Origin of the sequence: Phenylobacterium sp., from assembly GCF_025351295.1 — a bacterium.
Taxonomy (GTDB): Bacteria; Pseudomonadota; Alphaproteobacteria; order Caulobacterales; family Caulobacteraceae; genus Phenylobacterium.
Genome location: NZ_JANXWD010000138.1, coordinates 23,237 through 40,421, shown reverse-complemented (window position 1 = coordinate 40,421; position 17,185 = coordinate 23,237). Strand labels below are relative to the sequence as shown.

Annotated in this window: 18 protein-coding genes; 16 read left to right on the top strand and 2 right to left on the bottom strand. The window is 68.5% G+C overall.

The features are described 5' to 3' along the window. The first annotated feature begins 17 nt into the window (after positions 1–17). On the top strand, positions 18–332 hold the full coding sequence (locus tag Q0R13_RS19155; protein WP_293906958.1) for a hypothetical protein: 315 nt from the start codon (positions 18–20) through the stop codon (positions 330–332). On the opposite strand, the gene Q0R13_RS19150 is transcribed toward Q0R13_RS19155, so the two are convergent. Continuing rightward, the gene (locus Q0R13_RS19150) at positions 329–664 is read right to left on the bottom strand and encodes a hypothetical protein (RefSeq protein ID WP_293906956.1); all 336 of its coding nucleotides are present in this window, start codon (positions 662–664) and stop codon (positions 329–331) included. The genes Q0R13_RS19155 and Q0R13_RS19150 overlap by 4 nt on opposite strands. A gap of 219 nt (positions 665–883) precedes the next feature. On the opposite strand from Q0R13_RS19150, the gene rpsB reads away from it, so the two are divergent. From rpsB to lpxB, 15 genes are all read left to right on the top strand, one after another. Continuing rightward, positions 884–1,855 (top strand): 30S ribosomal protein S2, encoded by a 972-nt coding sequence (gene rpsB, locus Q0R13_RS19145; protein ID WP_293906954.1) that lies wholly within the window; start codon positions 884–886, stop codon positions 1,853–1,855. A gap of 104 nt (positions 1,856–1,959) precedes the next feature. Further along, positions 1,960–2,898 carry a translation elongation factor Ts gene (tsf, locus tag Q0R13_RS19140; protein WP_293906952.1) on the top strand — a complete coding sequence of 313 codons (939 nt, stop codon included), beginning with the start codon at positions 1,960–1,962 and terminating at the stop codon, positions 2,896–2,898. 91 nt (positions 2,899–2,989) lie between these two features. Then, positions 2,990–3,727: a UMP kinase gene (gene pyrH, locus Q0R13_RS19135; RefSeq protein ID WP_293906950.1), complete on the top strand. Its 738-nt coding sequence runs from the start codon at positions 2,990–2,992 to the stop codon at positions 3,725–3,727. Positions 3,728–3,767: 40 nt separating this feature from the next. After that, entirely contained in the window at positions 3,768–4,334 is a 567-nt protein-coding gene (gene frr / locus Q0R13_RS19130) for a ribosome recycling factor (RefSeq protein WP_293906948.1), read from the top strand. Positions 4,335–4,441: 107 nt separating this feature from the next. Beyond that, a complete protein-coding gene (gene uppS / locus Q0R13_RS19125; protein WP_293906946.1) occupies positions 4,442–5,137 on the top strand; it encodes a polyprenyl diphosphate synthase in 696 nt (231 codons plus the stop codon). Then, positions 5,097–5,975, top strand: coding sequence for a phosphatidate cytidylyltransferase (locus Q0R13_RS19120; protein WP_293906944.1), 879 nt, complete (start codon positions 5,097–5,099; stop codon positions 5,973–5,975). The genes uppS and Q0R13_RS19120 overlap by 41 nt, the downstream gene beginning before the upstream one ends. Further along, positions 5,963–7,159 carry a 1-deoxy-D-xylulose-5-phosphate reductoisomerase gene (dxr, locus tag Q0R13_RS19115; protein ID WP_293906942.1) on the top strand — a complete coding sequence of 399 codons (1,197 nt, stop codon included), beginning with the start codon at positions 5,963–5,965 and terminating at the stop codon, positions 7,157–7,159. The genes Q0R13_RS19120 and dxr overlap by 13 nt, the downstream gene beginning before the upstream one ends. Before the next feature lie 17 nt (positions 7,160–7,176). After that, positions 7,177–8,391 (top strand): RIP metalloprotease, encoded by a 1,215-nt coding sequence (locus Q0R13_RS19110; protein ID WP_293906940.1) that lies wholly within the window; start codon positions 7,177–7,179, stop codon positions 8,389–8,391. A gap of 29 nt (positions 8,392–8,420) precedes the next feature. Then, complete coding sequence (bamA, locus tag Q0R13_RS19105; protein WP_293906938.1) at positions 8,421–10,859, top strand: outer membrane protein assembly factor BamA; 2,439 nt, start codon at positions 8,421–8,423, stop codon at positions 10,857–10,859. A 2-nt stretch (positions 10,860–10,861) separates the two neighbouring features. Next, the gene (locus Q0R13_RS19100; protein WP_293906936.1) at positions 10,862–11,521 is read left to right on the top strand and encodes an OmpH family outer membrane protein; all 660 of its coding nucleotides are present in this window, start codon (positions 10,862–10,864) and stop codon (positions 11,519–11,521) included. 39 nt (positions 11,522–11,560) lie between these two features. Continuing rightward, positions 11,561–12,577, top strand: a complete 1,017-nt coding sequence (lpxD, locus tag Q0R13_RS19095) for a UDP-3-O-(3-hydroxymyristoyl)glucosamine N-acyltransferase (RefSeq protein WP_293906934.1) — start codon at positions 11,561–11,563, stop codon at positions 12,575–12,577. Then, a complete protein-coding gene (fabZ, locus tag Q0R13_RS19090; protein ID WP_293906932.1) occupies positions 12,574–13,044 on the top strand; it encodes a 3-hydroxyacyl-ACP dehydratase FabZ in 471 nt (156 codons plus the stop codon). Before lpxD ends, fabZ begins: the two co-directional genes overlap by 4 nt. Before the next feature lie 4 nt (positions 13,045–13,048). Then, positions 13,049–13,846 carry an acyl-ACP--UDP-N-acetylglucosamine O-acyltransferase gene (gene lpxA, locus Q0R13_RS19085; RefSeq protein ID WP_293906930.1) on the top strand — a complete coding sequence of 266 codons (798 nt, stop codon included), beginning with the start codon at positions 13,049–13,051 and terminating at the stop codon, positions 13,844–13,846. Beyond that, positions 13,846–14,700 carry a UDP-2,3-diacylglucosamine diphosphatase LpxI gene (lpxI, locus tag Q0R13_RS19080; protein ID WP_293906928.1) on the top strand — a complete coding sequence of 285 codons (855 nt, stop codon included), beginning with the start codon at positions 13,846–13,848 and terminating at the stop codon, positions 14,698–14,700. The genes lpxA and lpxI overlap by 1 nt, the downstream gene beginning before the upstream one ends. A 20-nt stretch (positions 14,701–14,720) precedes the next feature. Continuing rightward, positions 14,721–15,866, top strand: a complete 1,146-nt coding sequence (gene lpxB / locus Q0R13_RS19075; protein ID WP_293906988.1) for a lipid-A-disaccharide synthase — start codon at positions 14,721–14,723, stop codon at positions 15,864–15,866. On the opposite strand, the gene gltA is transcribed toward lpxB, so the two are convergent. After that, positions 15,863–17,146, bottom strand: a complete 1,284-nt coding sequence (gene gltA, locus Q0R13_RS19070) for a citrate synthase (RefSeq protein ID WP_293906926.1) — start codon at positions 17,144–17,146, stop codon at positions 15,863–15,865. The two genes, lpxB and gltA, sit on opposite strands and share 4 nt — an antisense overlap. Positions 17,147–17,185 lie beyond the last annotated feature (39 nt).

Below are 17,185 nucleotides of genomic sequence, written 5' to 3'. Positions count from 1 at the left end.
ATCTGGGAGGGTGGGTTTTGAGACTGCAATTTGGACTGATCGTGGCGGTGGCCGTGGCCGGGCTTGGCGGTACGGCGACCGCCCAGGGCTATGGGACCTTCGCGCCCGGCTCCCACGCGGCGCCAAGCTCGCACTGGGCCCCGCAGGCCGCGCCCCGCGCGCCCGAAGCGCCGAAGCCGCCAAGCGAGCCCCACGCGCCGCCGGCCTTCAAGCCGTTCCACGGCCAGTCGACCTATTCCTCGGACGACCAGCCGGACCCCTACAAGCCGGCCCCGAAGCCGAAGCCGACGACGACCAGCCTGTTTGGACCTGACTCCAAGCCGCGCCGCTAAGGTCTAGGGCCGCTGCGGACGGCGACGTCCATCGCCGGCAACGGAATGCTTCGGGGCGCGACGTCGAGGTTGCCCTTCGTAAGCGCGCCGGGCCGGCCGGAGGCGGTGGACACCGTCAGGCCGTCGCCCGCCGCGCTCTTCGAGCCGCCTCCGACGGTCGCCGGCGCGCCGGCGAGCGCGGCGTCCAGCGGCCCCATCACGGCTGCGGCCGCCCCGGTTCTCGCCGCGGACGGCGCGGGAGCGGCCGGCGGCCGGGCGCGATGGCCGGCATAGGCCGCGACCGGCAGGACGGAAGCCACGGCGAGCACGACGAACGGAGCCACACAACGCATCGGAAAACCTCCAGCCGAAGCCGCCATCCAGCCAGCCCAATGTGGCGGCTCCACGTCAGTGCGCTTGATTTTTCCGGCGGTTCCAACTACACGCGCCGCTTCAATCCACACGCGGGTGTGCGGCTTGGCGGGGAGACATCCCGCCAGTGTCCGTTCCGGTCCTCCTTCGGGAGGGTTTGCCCGCGGAGGTTCAACCGGAAGAAAGACGAGACACAGACTATGGCTCTGCCTGAATTCTCCATGCGCCAGCTGCTCGAGAGCGGCGCCCACTTCGGCCACCAGACGCACCGGTGGAACCCGAAGATGGACAAGTACATCTTCGGCTCGCGCTCCAACATCCACATCATCGACCTGAGCCAGTCGATCCCGCTGCTGCACCAGGCCCTGGTGAAGGTGCGCGAGATCGCCGCCGGCGGCGGTCGCATCCTGTTCGTGGGCACCAAGCGCCAGGCCTCCGAGCCGATCGCCACGGCCGCCAAGCGCTGCGCCCAGTACTATGTGAACCACCGCTGGCTGGGCGGCACGCTGACCAACTGGCGCACCGTCTCGGCATCGATCGCGCGCCTGCGCGAAGTCGACGCCCTGGTGGCCGGCGAGAACCAGGGCCGCTCCAAGAAGGAGCTGCTGCAGCTGACCCGCGAGCGCGACAAGCTGGAGCTCAGCCTGGGCGGGATCAAGGACATGGGCGGCATCCCCGACCTGATGTTCGTGATCGACACCAACAAGGAAGCCATCGCGATCCAGGAAGCCCGCAAGCTGAATATCCCGGTCATCGCGATCCTGGACACCAACTCGAACCCGGACGGGATCACCTATCCGATCCCCGGCAACGACGACGCCGCGCGCGCCATCCAGCTCTACTGCGACCTGCTGGCCGATTCGGTCCTAGATGGCCTGGCGGCCGGGCAGGCGGCCTCGGGCGTCGACCTGGGCGCCTCGGAAGCTCCCATGGAGCCGACCCTGGCGCGCAAGCTGACCCCGGAGCCGGTGGCTGAACCCGAGGTCTCCGCCCCGGAAACCGCGGCCCTGGAAGCCGAGATGACCGGCGCGGCCGCGTCCCCCGCGGCTGAAGCCCCCGTGGCTGAGGCTCCGGTGGCTGCAGCGGTGGTGGAAGCCCCGGCGACCGAGCCCGATACCACCGCCGCGGAGGCCGAGACGGCTGAAACCGGCGCTGGCGCGGCGAGCGAGTAGCAACTGGCCGGCCGGGCGCCGTTCGCGTCCGGCCGACACCTGACCCCGACGGCGGTTCCCATCCAGGGGACCGGCGTGATTCAAACACCCTGAAGGAGCTGACCATGGCGGAAATCACCGCTGCGCTGGTCAAGGACCTGCGCGAAAAATCCGGCGTTGGCATGATGGACTGCAAGAAGGCGCTGGTGGAAACCGACGGCAACATGGACGCGGCCATGGACTGGCTGCGCACCAAGGGCCTGGCCAAGGCCGCCAAGAAGGCCGACCGCGCCGCGGCCGAAGGCCTGGTGGCCGGCAAGGTGAGCCAGGACGGCAAGACCGGCGTGGTCATCGAGCTGAACGCCGAGACCGACTTCGTCTCGAAGAACGCGACGTTCCAGGGCGCCGCGCGCGACATCGCGGAGATCGCGCTGGGCGTGGACGGCGACGTGGACGCGATCACCGCGGCCAAGACCGCCTCAGGCGAGACCGTGGGCGAGAAGGTCACCAACCTGGTCGCCACGATCGGCGAGAACATGCGCGTGCGCCGTTCGGCTCGCCTTTCGGTCGGCCAAGGGGCCGTTGCGCTCTATCTGCACAACAAGGAAGCCGACGACGTCGGCAAGCTGGCCGTGCTGGTGGCGCTGGAAGGCGCCGGCGACCAGGCGACGCTGAAGGAGGTGGCGCGCCGCATCGCCCTGCACGTAGCGGGCACCCCGACCCCGCCACTGGCGCTGGACACCAGCGAGCTGGACCCGGCGGTGGTGGCCAAGGAGCGCGAGATCCAGACCCAGATGGCGGTCGAATCGGGCAAGCCCCGCGAGATCGCCGAGAAGATGGTCGAGGGCCGGATCCGCAAGTGGCAGGAAGAGGTCGTGCTGCTGAAGCAGCCCTTCGTGATGGATCCCGACAAGACCATAGAGCAACTAGTGGCTGACACGGCCAAGGACCTCGGCTCGCCGGTGACGGTGAAGGGCTTCGTGCGCTTCGCCCTGGGCGAGGGCGTGGAGAAGAAGGTCGACGATTTCGCCGCTGAAGTGGCGTCGATGACCGGCAAGTCCTAGCCTTTCCGGCCTGACTTCCCAGAGGGCGCGGCGCATTCGACGCGCCGCGCCCTTGCTGTATGTTCTCCCCGCTTGCTTTCAGGACTCACCGATGGCCGCAGTCCAATTGACCGAAAAGAATGTGCCCCGCTTCAAGCGCATCCTCCTCAAGCTCTCTGGGGAAGCCGGCGTCGGCGGTGACAGCTTCGGGATCGACCCCAAGACCCTGGCGGCGGTCTCAGAGGAGATCGCCCAGGTGATCCAGGCGGGCATCCAGGTCTGTGTCGTCGTGGGCGGCGGCAACATCTTCCGCGGCGCGGCCCTGGCCGAGGCCGGGATGGAGCGGGCCAGCGCCGACTACATGGGCATGCTGGCCACGGTGATGAACGCGCTGGCGCTGCAGGCTTCGCTGGAGAAGATCGGCGTCTTCACCCGCGTGCAGTCGGCGATCCCGATGGAGGCGGTCTGCGAGCCCTACATCCGCCGCCGCGCACTGCGGCACCTGGAAAAGGGCCGGGTGGTGATCTTCGCCGCCGGCCTGGGCGCGCCGTTCTTCACCACCGACACCCCGGCCGCCCTGCGCGCCGCCGAGATGGGCTGTGACGCCCTGTTCAAGGGCACCAGCGTCGACGGCGTCTACACGGCCGATCCCAAGAAGGATCCTGCCGCCAAGCGGTATGACACCCTGAGCTATCAGGACGTGCTGGGCCAGGACCTGAAGGTCATGGACGCCTCCGCGGTCAGCCTGATGCGCAACAATCACATCCCGATCGTGGTGTTCAATATCCGCGAACGGGGCAATCTGTTGAAAGTGCTGAAGGGTGAGGGCGTCTTCACGACCATCGCCTGAAGCCTACAGTCCCCAGAGACGTCAAGACGGAGACGCCGCCATGGCCACGACCGAGAAGCCGGTGCTTTCGAAGTACAAGGAGCGCATGGACAAGTCCGTCGGCGCGCTGATGGACGAGTTCGCCTCCCTGCGCACCGGCCGGGCCAACGCCGGCCTGCTGGACCAGATCAGGGTCGACGCCTACGGCTCGTCGGTGCCGATCAACCAGGTGGGGGCGGTCAGCGTCCCCGAGCCGCGGATGATCACGGTCAGCGTCTGGGACCGGGCCCTGGTGATCTCGGTGGAGAAGGCGATCCGCTCGTCGGACCTGGGGCTGAACCCGGTCGTGGACGGCACCACGCTGCGCCTGCCGATCCCCCCGCTCACCGAGGAACGGCGCAAGGACCTCGCCAAGCTGGCCGGAAAGTACGCCGAGCAGCAGCGCGTCGCCGTCCGCAACATCCGTCGCGACGCCAACGAGGACTGCCGCCGGGCCAAGAAGGACGGCGTCATCGGCGAGGACGAGGAGAAGCGCATGGAGACCGAGGTGCAGAAGATCACCGACGAAGCCATCAGGCGCGTGGACGAAGCCTTGAAAACAAAAGAACAAGAGATCATGCACGTCTGAAGCTCGCGCAGGATTTTCGCTCAGTTATGGCCGCCGCCGAGAAGTTACCGTTCGCGGGTTCGTCTACGTCAGAAGGGTCTGAACGGCTCCTGCACGTGGCGATCGTCATGGATGGCAACGGCCGCTGGGCGAAGCAGCGGGGCCTGCCGCGATCGCTAGGCCACCGCGCCGGGGTCGAGGCGCTGAAGCGCACGGTGTCGGCGGCGCCGGGCCTGGGCATCGGCTGGCTGACGGTGTTCGGCTTTTCCACCGAGAACTGGAGCCGGCCCGCGGCCGAGGTCGCCGAGCTGATGGCCCTGCCGAAGCGCTATTTCGAGAGCGACATCGGCCGCCTGGAGCGCGAGGGCGTGCGGGTCCGGGTCATCGGCCGGCGCGAGGGGCTGTCGAAGGAGTTGGTGCGGCTGGTGGAGGACGCCCAGGTCCGCACCGACCGCAACCGCGCCTTCCACCTCAACATCGCCTTCAACTACGGCGGCCAGGCCGACATCGCCGACGCGGCGCGGGCCTTCGCCGAGGAGGTGGCGGCCGGACGCAAGTCCCCCGCCGACCTCGACGAGGCGATGTTCGCCGGCCTGCTGGCCACCTCCGGCGCGCCGGCGCCGGATGTGATCGTGCGGCCGTCGGGGGAACAGCGGCTGTCGAACTTCCTGCTCTGGGAAGCGGCCTATGCGGAACTGGTGTTCCAGGACGTGCTCTGGCCCGACTACGGCGAGGAGCACCTGAAGGCGGCGCTGGCGGAATTCGCCACCCGGGACAGGCGCTATGGCGCAAACGTTGCCGATGACGTCCTCGCCGCCGGCTAAGCGGTTCGATTGGTCCAACCTCGGCCTGCGCGTTGCGTCGGCCGCGGTGATCGGACCTGCCGCCCTGGCGGCGACGTGGTTCGGCGGCTGGCCCTATCTGGTGCTGATCGCCATCGGCGTGGCCCTGCTGGCTATCGAGTGGGGCGGGATGAGCGCGCCGGTCTCGCCGACCCGGGTGGCGGCGGCGGTGGCGGCGGCGGTTCTGATAGCGGTTTTCGTGGGTTACCGCGGACACTTCCACTGGGCGTGGGCGGCGATCCTGGCTTCAGCCGCCGCCGCGGCTGTCGTCGCGCGGGGCGTCGCGGAGCGCCCGGCGGACGCCGCCTACGGCGTGCTCTACATCGCGCCGGCGGCGCTCTGCCTAGTCTGGCTGCGCGGCACCAACCAGGGCGAGTGGTGGATGATGATGCTATTCGCCGCGACCTGGGGCGCGGACATCGGAGCATTCGCGGTCGGCAGCATCCTGAAAGGGCCCAAGCTTTGGCCCCGGTTCTCGCCCAACAAGACCTGGTCGGGCTTTTTCGGCGGCCTGCTCGCGGCGACCCTCGCGGCGGTCGGCGTGGAGACGCTTCCCGACCTCCTGCAGGGGGTCTGGCCGATCCTGCGCCCCTTTGAACTCAACGTCTTTGCCGCCGCCCTCATCGGCCTTGCGGTGGGCCTGGCGACCATGGCCGGCGACCTGTGGGAATCGGCGCTGAAGCGGCGGTTCGGGGTCAAGGATTCGGGGGATCTGATCCCCGGTCATGGCGGCTTGCTCGACCGGGTCGATGGCCTGATGTTTGCTGTGGTGGTGATGGCCGCGCTGCGGCTGGCCAACCATTTGGGATGGGGACATTGAATCTGCCGCGCACGGTCAGCGTCCTGGGCTCCACCGGCTCCATCGGGATGTCGACGCTGGAGCTGTTCGAACTGGCCGGGGTCGAGGTCGAGATATTCGCGCTGACCGCCGGCCGCAACGCCGCGCGGCTGGCCGAGCAGGCGCTGCGCTGGCGTCCACAGGTGGCGGTGATCGAGGACGAGGCCGCGCTGCCGGAGCTGCGCGAGCGGTTGCAGGGGTCCGGCATCCGCACGGCGGCCGGCGCCCAGGCGGTGACCGATGTGGCCGCGGCCGAGGTCCAGTGGGTGATGTCGGCCATCGTCGGCTTCGCGGGCCTGGCGCCGACCCTGGCGGCGGCCAAGGCCGGTGCGATAGTCGCGCTCGCCAACAAGGAGAGCCTGGTCTGCGCCGGGCCGTCCCTGCTGAGGACCGCCAAGCTGGCGGGCGGGGCGGTGATCCCGGTCGATTCGGAGCATTCGGCGATCTTCCAGGTGCTGGACCCGGCCCTCGCCGGCCAGGTGTCGCGCCTGATCCTTACCTCTTCGGGCGGCCCGTTCCGGGACGCCACCCACGCCCAGATGGCGGCGGCGACGCGGGAACAGGCGCTGGCCCACCCCAACTTCTCGATGGGCGCCAAGATTTCGATCGATTCGGCGACCATGATGAACAAGGGCCTCGAGGTGATCGAGGCCGCCTACCTGTTTGCCATGCCGCCGGAGCGGATCGAGGTCCTGGTTCACCCTCAGCAGATCATCCACAGCCTGGTGGAATATGCCGACGGCTCGACGCTGGCCCAGCTGGGGCCGCCGGACATGCGTCCGCCGATCGCCTGCGCCTTCGCCTGGCCCGACCGGCTGCCTTGGCCCGCGCCCAGGCTTGACCTGGTGACGGCGGGGCCGCTGACCTTCCAGCACCCCGATCCACAGAGGTTTCCGTCGCTCTCCATCGCCAAGCAGGCACTGGCCAGGGGGGGCCGGGCGCCGGCGGCGATGAATGCGGCCAACGAGCGCGCCGTGGCGGCTTTCCTTGACCGACGCATCCGCTTTCTCGATATCCCCAACGTGGTTGCGGAGACTCTGGAACGCATGGATCGCGCGGCGACCCCTGCCGTCCTCGACAACGATCCCGTCGAGAGCGCCCGAAACACCGACGCCGAGGCTCGGCGCGTGGCGGATGAGGTCGTGATCGGCCTCGCCGCCGCCTGACGGAGTAGACCCGCCCCATGCCGCTGCTGATGAACCTGGCGTTCTACGTGATCCCGTTCCTGCTCGTGCTGGGCATGGTCGTCACGATTCATGAGCTGGGTCACTTCCTGGCGGCCAAGGCGCTGGGCACCAAGATCGACCGGTTCTCGATCGGCTTCGGCAGCGCCATCGCCCATTGGACCGACAAGTCCGGCGTGGAATGGCGAATCGGCTGGCTGCCGATCGGCGGCTACGTGCGCTTCGCCGGCGACGAGAACGCCGCCAGCATCCCCGACGCCGAGGACCTGGCGGCGATGCGCCGGCAGCTGATCGACGAGGGCCGGGGCGCGGAGATCAACCGCTATTTCCACTTCAAGCCGATCTGGCAGCGGGCGCTGATCGTGGCGGGGGGGCCGGTCGCAAACTTCCTGCTGGCCATCACCATCTTCGCCACCCTGCTGCTGACGCTGGGCGAGCCGACCGGCACGGGCCGGATCGACAGCGTCGAGCGCGGCAGCCCGGCCGAGCAGGCGGGCTTCCACAAGGGTGACGTGATCCTGCAGGTGGACGGCAAGTCCATCGACAGCTTCTCCGCCCTGACCCGCAAGGTCGTGCTGAGCACCGGCACGCCGATGAATTTCCTGGTCCAGCGCGGACCCCAGCAGGTGACCCTGACGGCCACGCCCCGGCGCGGGATCATCATAGACAACCTGGGCCGGCCGCAGAAGCTGGGCAAGCTGGGCCTGGGTCAGATCACCCGGCGCAGCGATATCGGCATCCGGCACTACAACCTGCCGCAGGCGATCGTCGGCGGCGTGGACCGGACCGTCGGGACCATCACCACGACGATCACCTACGTCGGCCGCCTGTTCGCCGGTCGCGAGAACGCCGACCAGCTGGCCGGCCCCCTGGGCATGGCCCAGCTGTCCGGAGACCTGGCCAAGAAGGCGGCCGAGGTCTCGCCCAACCTGGCCACCTTCGCCCTGAACGGCGTCATCACGCTGTTCGAGTTGGCCGGGGTGATCTCGGTGGGCATCGGGTTCATGAACCTGCTGCCGGTTCCGGTGCTGGATGGCGGCCATCTGTTGTTCTACGGCTACGAAGCCGTTACGAGGCGCCCTCTTGCCGCCAAGGTTCAGGCGGCAGGGTACCGCGTGGGCCTTGCACTCGTTCTCGGATTGATGTTGTTCGCCACCTGGAACGACTTGCAGCGCCTGCGTGTGTTCAATTTGTTCGGTCGCCTATTCTCCTAGGCCCGTACGTCCCTCAAACGGCTGATTCGATGTTTCAAACCCGCGTCTCTCGCGCCGCGCTTGCTACCGGCCTTGCCCTGTTGTTGGGCTCGACCGCACTCGTCGCGCCTGGCGTGGCCTTCGCTCAGGTGCAGAGCGGGGTGATCCAGCGGATTCTGGTGCAGGGCAACGAACGGATCGAGCAGTCGACCGTGATTTCGTACTTGCCGGTGCAGCCGGGGGAGACCATCGATTCGGCGAAGCTGGACCTGGCGCTGAAGGCGCTGGCCCGCACCGACCTGTTCTCGGACGAGAAGATCGACTTCCAGAACGGAGACCTGATCGTCACCGTGGTGGAGAACCCGATCATCAACCGGGTGATCTTCGAAGGGAATCATGGCCTCAAGGAAGACAAGCTGCGCGACGAGGTGACCGTGCGCCCGCGCGGCATCTTCACCCGCTCCAAGGTGCAGGGCGACGTCCAGCGAATCGTCGAGCTCTATCGGCGCTCCGGTCGCATCTCGGCCAATGTGACGCCGCAGATCATCGAACTGCCGCAGAAGCGCGTCGACCTGATCTTCAAGATCGATGAGGGCCCGAAGAGCGGCATCCTCTCGGTCAACTTCCTGGGCAATCACGCCTTCTCGGACAACGACCTGCGCGACGTGGTCGTGACCGAGGAGACCCACTGGTACAAATTCTTCTCGAACAACGCCAACTACGACCCGGACCGGCTGGAGTACGACAAGGAGCAGCTGCGCAAGCACTATCGCAACCGCGGCTACTACGACTTCCGCGTCTCCTCGGCGGTGGCGGAACTGGCACCGGACAAGAACGGCTTCGTCATCACCTACACGATCGACGAGGGGCCGAAATACAAGTTCGGCAAGGTCAGCGTCGAGACCACGCTGCAGAAGCTGGACAAGACCGTCCTTGAGGCCCTGGTGCCGATCAAGTCGGGCCAGCTCTACGAAGACACCAAGATCGAGGAGTCGACCGACGCCCTGACCTTCGCCGCCGGCGCGGCGGGCTTCGCCTTCGTGGACGTGCGTCCGAAATACGTGCCGAACCGCGAGAAGGGCGTCGTCGACGTGACCTTCCAGGTGAACGAAGGGCCCCGCGTCTACGTCGACCGCATCGACGTGGTCGGCAACACCCAGACCCTGGACTATGTGATCCGCCGCGAAATGAGCGTGGTGGAAGGCGACGCCTACAACCGCGCCCTTGTCGACCGCTCGAAGCGGCAGATCCGGGCGCTGGGCTTCTTCAAGAACGTCGAGATCACCGAGATTCCGGGCTCGGCGCCGGACCGCACGGCGTTGCAGGTCAAGGTCGAGGAGCAGCCGACCGGCGAGCTCTCGTTCAGTGCGGGCTATTCGTCGGTCGACCAGCTGGTGCTGGACCTGGGCATCACCCAGCGCAACTTCCGTGGCCGTGGCCAGGACGTACGAGCGCGGGTGTCGGTTGGGTCGCTGCGCCAGCAGCTGGACTTTTCGTTCACCGAGCCGCGGTTCCTGGATCGCGACGTGGCGGCGGGCATCGACGTCTACGGCTACCGCTACGACCTGTCGCAATACTCGGCCTACAAGACCACGACCTTCGGCACCACGCTGCGTGCCAGCTTCCCGCTCAGCATCGATATCCGCGGCGCCGTGCGCTACACGCTGCGCCAGGACGATATCCAGATCGACGGCCTGCTTTGCGACCCGACCCAGGGCCAGGTGCTGTCCTCGGCGCTGTGCGACCAGGTGGGCAGCCGGCTGACCTCGTCGATCGGCTACGGCGTGCGGTGGGACCGCCGCAACGACTACCTGAACCCGACGCGCGGGTTCTACGTCGACTTCAACCAGGACGTTGCCGGCCTGGGCGGCGACGTGAACTATATCAAGACCGACCTCGAGGGCGGCTGGTTCCACGGCTTCACCAAGGACATCATCTTCTCGGTCACCGGGTTCACCGGCTATGTCACCGGCTGGGCCGGCGACACGGTGCGGATCAACGACCGTTACTACAAGGGCGGCCTGGATTTCCGGGGCTTCCAGACGGCCGGGATCGGGCCGCGCGACCTGTCGCTGGGCCGGACCGACGCCCTGGGCGGCAAGGCCTATGCCATCGGCACCGTGGAGCTGACCGTGCCGACCTTCCTGCCCGACCAGTATGGGATCAAGGCCGCGCTGTTCAGCGATTTCGGCACCCTGGGCAAGCTGGACAAGGCCGACCGCAACTATCGCGCCGGCGACGTGGATTGCACCAACCCCACTATCGTCAACCCGGCCGATCCGACCATGACGCTGCCCAATCTGGCGACGCCCGGAACGCGCAACACCTGCATTCGTGACGATCTTTCGCTGCGCGCCTCGGCCGGCATCAGCATCTTCTGGAAGTCGCCCATGGGCCCGATCCGGTTCGATTTCAGCAAGGTCCTGGCCCACCAGCCCTACGACCAAAAAGAAACCTTCCGATTCTCCACCTCAACCAGGTTCCAATAGACATGACCCTCAAGACCCTCGCCGCGGCCGGTTGCGCCTCGGTTTTCGCGCTCTCCGGCGCCACGGCCGCCCTTGCCCAGGCCCCCGCCGCCCCGCGGCCCGCCGCCCCCGCCGCCGGGCCGACGCCCCAGGTCACGCACGGCCCGCCCATCGCCGGCCTGTGTATGGTTTCGCCGGACCAGGTCCTGGCTTCCTCGACGGTCGGCAAATACGTCCAGACGCGCCTGCAGCAGCTGGCCGCCCAGGTGAACGCCGAGCTGACCGCCGAGCAGACCGCTATCGAGACCGACGCCAAGGCCCTGGACGCCCAGCGCGCCACCCTGGCGCAGGACGCCTTCGAGCAGCGCGGCGCCGCCGTCCAGGTCCGCGCCAGCGCCTTCCAGCGCAAGGCCCAGCAGCGCCAGCGCGAAATGGAGGCCACCCGGGACAAGGCGATCAGCCGTGTCTACGACGAGATGGAGCCCTTCATCAGCCAAGTCTATCAGCAGAAGGTCTGCTCGGTGCTGCTGAACCGCCAGGCCATCGTGGTGGCCAACCCGGCGGGCGACATCACCGGCGCCGTGACCACCGCGCTGAACGCCAAGATCACCCAGTTCGCCTTCGATCGCGAACGGCTGGACCAGGCGCCGGCGCCGGCGGCCGCGGCGGCTCCGCGCCGTTAGGCCGCGACGGACGCGGGCCGAGCGCTTAAAACCCGGCCCATGCCCGATCCGCGATTCTTCGAGGACCTTGGCCCCGTGCGCCTTGGCGAGCTCGCCGCCCTGACCGGAGCCGAGCTTGCCGATCCGCGGGACGCCGAGCGGCTGGTCTATGGGGTGGCGGTGCTGGCCCAGGCCGGCGCGGACACCATCACCTTCCTGGCCGACCGCAGGTACGGCGCCGAGCTGGCCAACGGCCGCGCCGGCGCCTGTTTCCAGTCGCCGGCCCTGGTGGGACATGCGCCCGCCGGCTGCGCCGTGCTCAGCGTCGGCAACCCGCAGGCGGCCTATGCCCTGGCCGCCCAGCGCCTGCACCGGCCCCGGCCGGGCGCGAGCCAGGCCATGGCGGCGGATGCCGAGCTGGAGGCCGATGTGATCCTGGGCGCCGGGGTGGTGATCGGCCCCGCCGCCCGCATCGGCCGCGGCACGCGGATCGGCGCCGGCAGCGTTATCGGGCCGGGGGTGGCGATCGGGCGCAACTGCGAGATCGCGCCAAACGTCACCATCGGCTTCGCCCTGGTGGGCGACCGGGTGAAGATCCTGGCCGGGGCGGTGATCGGCGAGCCCGGGTTCGGCGCCACCGCGGGGCCAAAGGGGCTGATCGACATCCCCCAGCTGGGCCGGGTGATCATCCAGGACGGGGTGTCGATCGGGGCCAACACCACGATCGACCGGGGGGCCTTCGAGGACACGGTGATCGGCGAAAACACCAAGATCGACAACCTTGTACAGATCGCCCACAACGTCCGCGTGGGCCGCAACTGCGTGATGGCCGCCCATACCGGGGTCTCGGGCAGCGTGACGATCGGTGACGGGGCCCAGTTCGGCGGCCGGGCCGGGGTGGCGGACCATGTGACGATCGGGGCGGGCGCACGCGTCGGCGCCGCGGCCGGCGTGATGAAGGACATTCCCGCCGGCGAGACCTGGGGCGGCATGCCGGCGCGGCCGATCCGTCAGTGGCTGAAAGAGACCGCGTGGCTGGCCCGGATGGCGAGCCGCAAGGGTGGGGGAGAGACATGACGCGCAAGGCGCCGGTGGCGGACAACCCCACCGAGATCGACATCACCGAAGTGCTGGCGCGGATCCCGCACCGCTATCCGTTCCTGCTGGTCGATCGCTGCGAGGAGTACAAGATCTCGGAGTCGATCGTCGGTATCAAATGCGTGACGGTGAACGAGCCCTATTTCCAGGGTCACTTCCCCGGCTATCCGGTGATGCCCGGGGTGCTGCTGATCGAGGCCATGGCCCAGACCGGCGCTGTGCTGATGTCGAAGTCGCTGGAAGTCGACGTCGGCGGCAAGGCGATCTTCTTCATGTCGGCCGACAACTGCCGCTTCCGTGCGCCGGTGCGGCCGGGCGACGTGATCCGGATGCCGGTGCGGGTGGTCCGTCACCGCGGCGACGTGTTCAAGTTCGCGGGCCAGGCGCTGGTGGGCGACAAGGTCGCCGCCGAGTGCGAGTTCGCCGCCATGGTGGTGGAGACCTGAGGCCTTGAGCGTCGATATCCACCCGACCGCCCTGGTCGCCAAGGGGGCGGAACTGGCCGACGGCGTCAGCGTCGGCCCCTATTCGATCCTCGGCGAGCACGTGAAGGTGGGCGCTCGCACCCAGATCCTGGCGCATGTGGTCGTCGAGAACCGCACCACGATCGGCGAGGACTGTTCGGTCCGCAATTTCTCGAACCTGGGCGGGCCGCCGCACCACACCGGCTACAAGGGCGAGCCGACCGAGCTTGTCATCGGCGACCGCAACAAGATCTGGGAGCACGTGACCATGCACATCGCCGCGCCCGGCGGCGACGGCTTCACGCGGGTGGGCAACGACGGCTTCTACATGGCGACCAGCCACGTGGGTCACGACTGCGTGGTCGGCGATAATGTGGTCCTGGCCCACTCCGCCACCCTGGGCGGTCACGTGCATGTCGGCGACTTCGTGACGGTGAGTGGGCTGGCGGCGGTGCACCAGTTCTGCCGCGTGGGCCGCTACGCCTTCATCGGCGGCCTGGCGGCGGTGACCAAGGACGTCATCCCCTATGGCCTGGTGTGGGGCAACCACGCCCACCTCGAAGGCCTGAACCTGGTGGGGCTGAAGCGACGCGATTTCGGCCGCGAGACGATCAGCGAACTGCGCTCGGCCTACCGGCTGCTGTTCGCCGAGGAGGGAACGTTCCAGGAGCGGATCGACGACACCGCCACCGCCTTCGGCCAGTGCGCTCCGGTGATGGAGATCATCGATTTCATCCGCGCCGACGCCAGCCGGCCGCTCTGCCTGCCGGACCGCGAGGTCTGATGAACAAGCTGGGCCTGATCGCCGGCGGCGGCGGTCTGCCGTTGGAGATCGCCCAGCATTGCGAACGCTCGGGCCGTCCGCTGTTCGTGATCCGGCTGAAGGGCTTCGCCGGCAGCGGCCTGGCCGACTATGCCGGCGCCGAGGTCGGGCTGGCGGAGATCGGCAAGTGCCTGAAAGCGCTGAAGCGCGCCGGCTGCCGCTCGATCTGCCTCGCCGGGCAGGTGTCGCGCCCCGACTTCGCCAGCCTGGTGCCGGACCTGCGCGGCCTGATGCTGTTGCCGAAGGTGATCGCCAGCGCACGGAAGGGCGACGACGCTCTCTTGCGTCTGCTGGTCGGCGAGTTCGAGAAGGAAGGCTTCGAGGTCGAGGGCGCGCACCAGGTCATGGATGACCTGACCCTGCCGGCCGGGCCGCTGGGCAAGCTCGCGCCGACGACCGACGAACTGGCCGACGCCACCCGGGCGCTGGAGGTGGCGCGGGCCATCGGGCGGCTCGACGTAGGTCAGGCGGCGGTGGTCTCGGGCGGGCTGGTGCTGGCGGTGGAGGCCCAGGAGGGGACCGACGCCATGCTGGCGCGCGTGGCCGACCTGCCAGGGCACCTGAAGGGCCGGCCGGGCGCGGGCGCCGGCGTGCTGGGCAAGGCGCCCAAGCCGATCCAGGAGACGCGTGTGGACCTGCCGACCATCGGCCTGGCCACCGTCCAGGGCGTGGCGCGGGCTGGTCTGGCGGGCATTGTCGGCGAGGCGGGCCGGCTGCTGGTGCTGGACCGCGAGGCTGTGATCGCCCTGGCGGACGAACTGGGCGTCTTCATCCTGGGCGTGGAGCCTGCAAGCCTGGAACAGGGCGGGCCGTGAGCGGGGGGCCGCTCACCGTGATGCTGGTGGCGGCCGAGGCCTCGGGCGACGATCGTGGAGCGGGCCTGGCCCGGGCGCTGAAGCGCCGGCTGGGCGCGGGTGTCCGCTTCGTGGGCGTCGGTGGCCAGAAGCTGGCCGCCGAGGGGGTCGAGAGCCCCTTCGACATCGCCGACCTCTCGATCTTCGGGCTGACCGAGGGCCTGTTCGCCTACGCCAAGGTGCTGCGTCGCGCCGACCAGACCGCGGCGGTGGCGGCGCGCGAGCGGCCGGACGTGGCCGTGCTGATCGACTCCTGGGGCTTCACCCTGCGCGTGGCGCACCGCCTGCGCCGGCTGGACCCCCGGCTGCCGATCGTGAAGTACGTTGCGCCCCAGGTCTGGGCCTCGCGGCCGGGCCGGGCGAAGACCGCGGCCAGGTGGTTCGACCTGCTGCTGACCATCCACGCCTTCGACGCGCCGGCATTTCGCCGCGAGGGGCTGGAGACCCTATTCGTGGGCGACGCGACCCTGGCGATCGATTTCGCCGCCGCCGACGCCGAGGGCCTGCGCCGCGAGATCGGCGCGGGACCGGACGATCCCATCCTGCTGGTCCTGCCCGGCAGCCGGCCGGTGGAGATCGAGCGGGTGATGCCGGCCTTCGAGGATGCGGTGAACCGGCTGAAGCCCGAACGTCCCGGCCTGCACGTGGTCGTCCCCGCCGCGCCCACGGTGGCCGAGCTGGTCAAGGCCCGCGTCGCCGGCTGGCCGCACCGGGCGCATGTGGTGGAGGGCGAGGCGGCCAAGCGCGCCGCCATGACGGCGGCGACGGTGGCGCTGGCCTGCTCGGGCACGGTGACGACGGAACTGGCGCTGGCCGGCTGCCCCATGGTGGTGGCCTATCGCCTCGCGCCGGTGACCCACGCGATCCTGAAACGGCTGATCCGCACGAAGTGGGTGACGCTGTTCAACATCGCCGCCCAGGACTTCGTGGCCCCGGAGATGATCCAGGACGACTGCAACGGCCCGGCCTTGGCGCGCGAGGTGGCGCTCCGCCTGGATGACCCCGACCTGCGCCGCCGCCAGATCGCACGACAGAACGCGGCGCTGCTGAAAATGGGCCGCGGCGGCCCCGATCCAAACGAAGCCGCCGCGGATGCAATCCTGGAACTGGTCGCGAAGCGCGCTTAGCGCTTGTCGATGGTCGCGTAGGTGCGCGGGCCCTCGCCGGTGTAGATCTGGCGCGGGCGGCCGATCTTCTGCGAGGGATCCTCGATCATTTCCTTCCACTGAGCGATCCAGCCGACCGTGCGCGCAAGCGCGAACAGGACGGTGAACATCTCGGCCGGGAAGCCGAGCGCCCGGAGCGTGATGCCCGAGTAGAAGTCGACGTTCGGATAGAGCTTGCGGTCGATGAAGAACGGGTCGCTGAGCGCCACCTTCTCCAGCTCGATGGCCACCTGCAGCAGCGGGTCGTTCTCGGCCCCGACCTCCTTCAGGACCTCGTGGCAGGTCTTCTGCATGACCGTCGCGCGCGGGTCATAGTTCTTGTACACGCGGTGGCCGAAGCCCATCAGCATGTAGCGACGATCCTTCACCCCCTGGACGAACTCGGGGATGCGATCGACGGTGCCGATCTCGGCCAGCATGTTGAGGCATTCCTCGTTGGCCCCGCCGTGTTTGGGGCCCCAGAGGGAAGCGATGCCGGCGGCGATGCAGGCGAAAGGGTTGGCGCCCGAAGAGCCGGCCAGACGCACCGTCGAGGTCGAGGCGTTCTGCTCATGGTCGGCATGCAGGATGAAGATTCGGTCCATGGCGTTGGTCAGGACCGGGTTCGGCTTCCAGTCCTCGGCCGGGACCGAGAAGCACATGCGAAGGAAATTCTCAGCATAGGAGAGGTCGTTGCGCGGATAGACGAAGGGCTGGCCGCGGAAATACTTGAACGCGCGGGCTGCGATGGTCGGCATCTTGGCGATCATCCGGTGCGCGGAGATCATCCGCTGTTCCGGATCGTTGACGTTGGTGCTGTCGTGGTAGAAGGCCGACAGTGCGCCGACTGCGCCGGTCATGATCGCCATCGGGTGAGCATCCCGACGGAAGCCTTGGAAAAATCTGTCGAATTGCTCGTGCAGCATCGTGTGGTAGATAATGTTCTGCTCGAATTGCGCGAACTGCGGCGCGGTCGGCAGCTCGCCGTGCAGCAGCAGGTAGCAGACCTCCAGAAAGCTGGATTGCTCGGCCAGTTCGGCGATCGGGTAGCCGCGATGCAGCAGCACGCCCTTGTCGCCGTCGATGAAGGTGATCTTGCTCTCGCAGGACGCGGTAGACGTGAAGCTGGGGTCGTAGGTGAAGACGTCGGCTTCCGCGTAGAGCTTGCGGATGTCCACGACGTCCGGACCGTCGGTGCCCTTGAGCACCGGCAGGATGACCGTCTTGCCGTTGATCTCAAATTTTGCCGTATCGTCGCTCATATGACCCCCTTCGAACCCACCGATTGAAACACCCGTTTC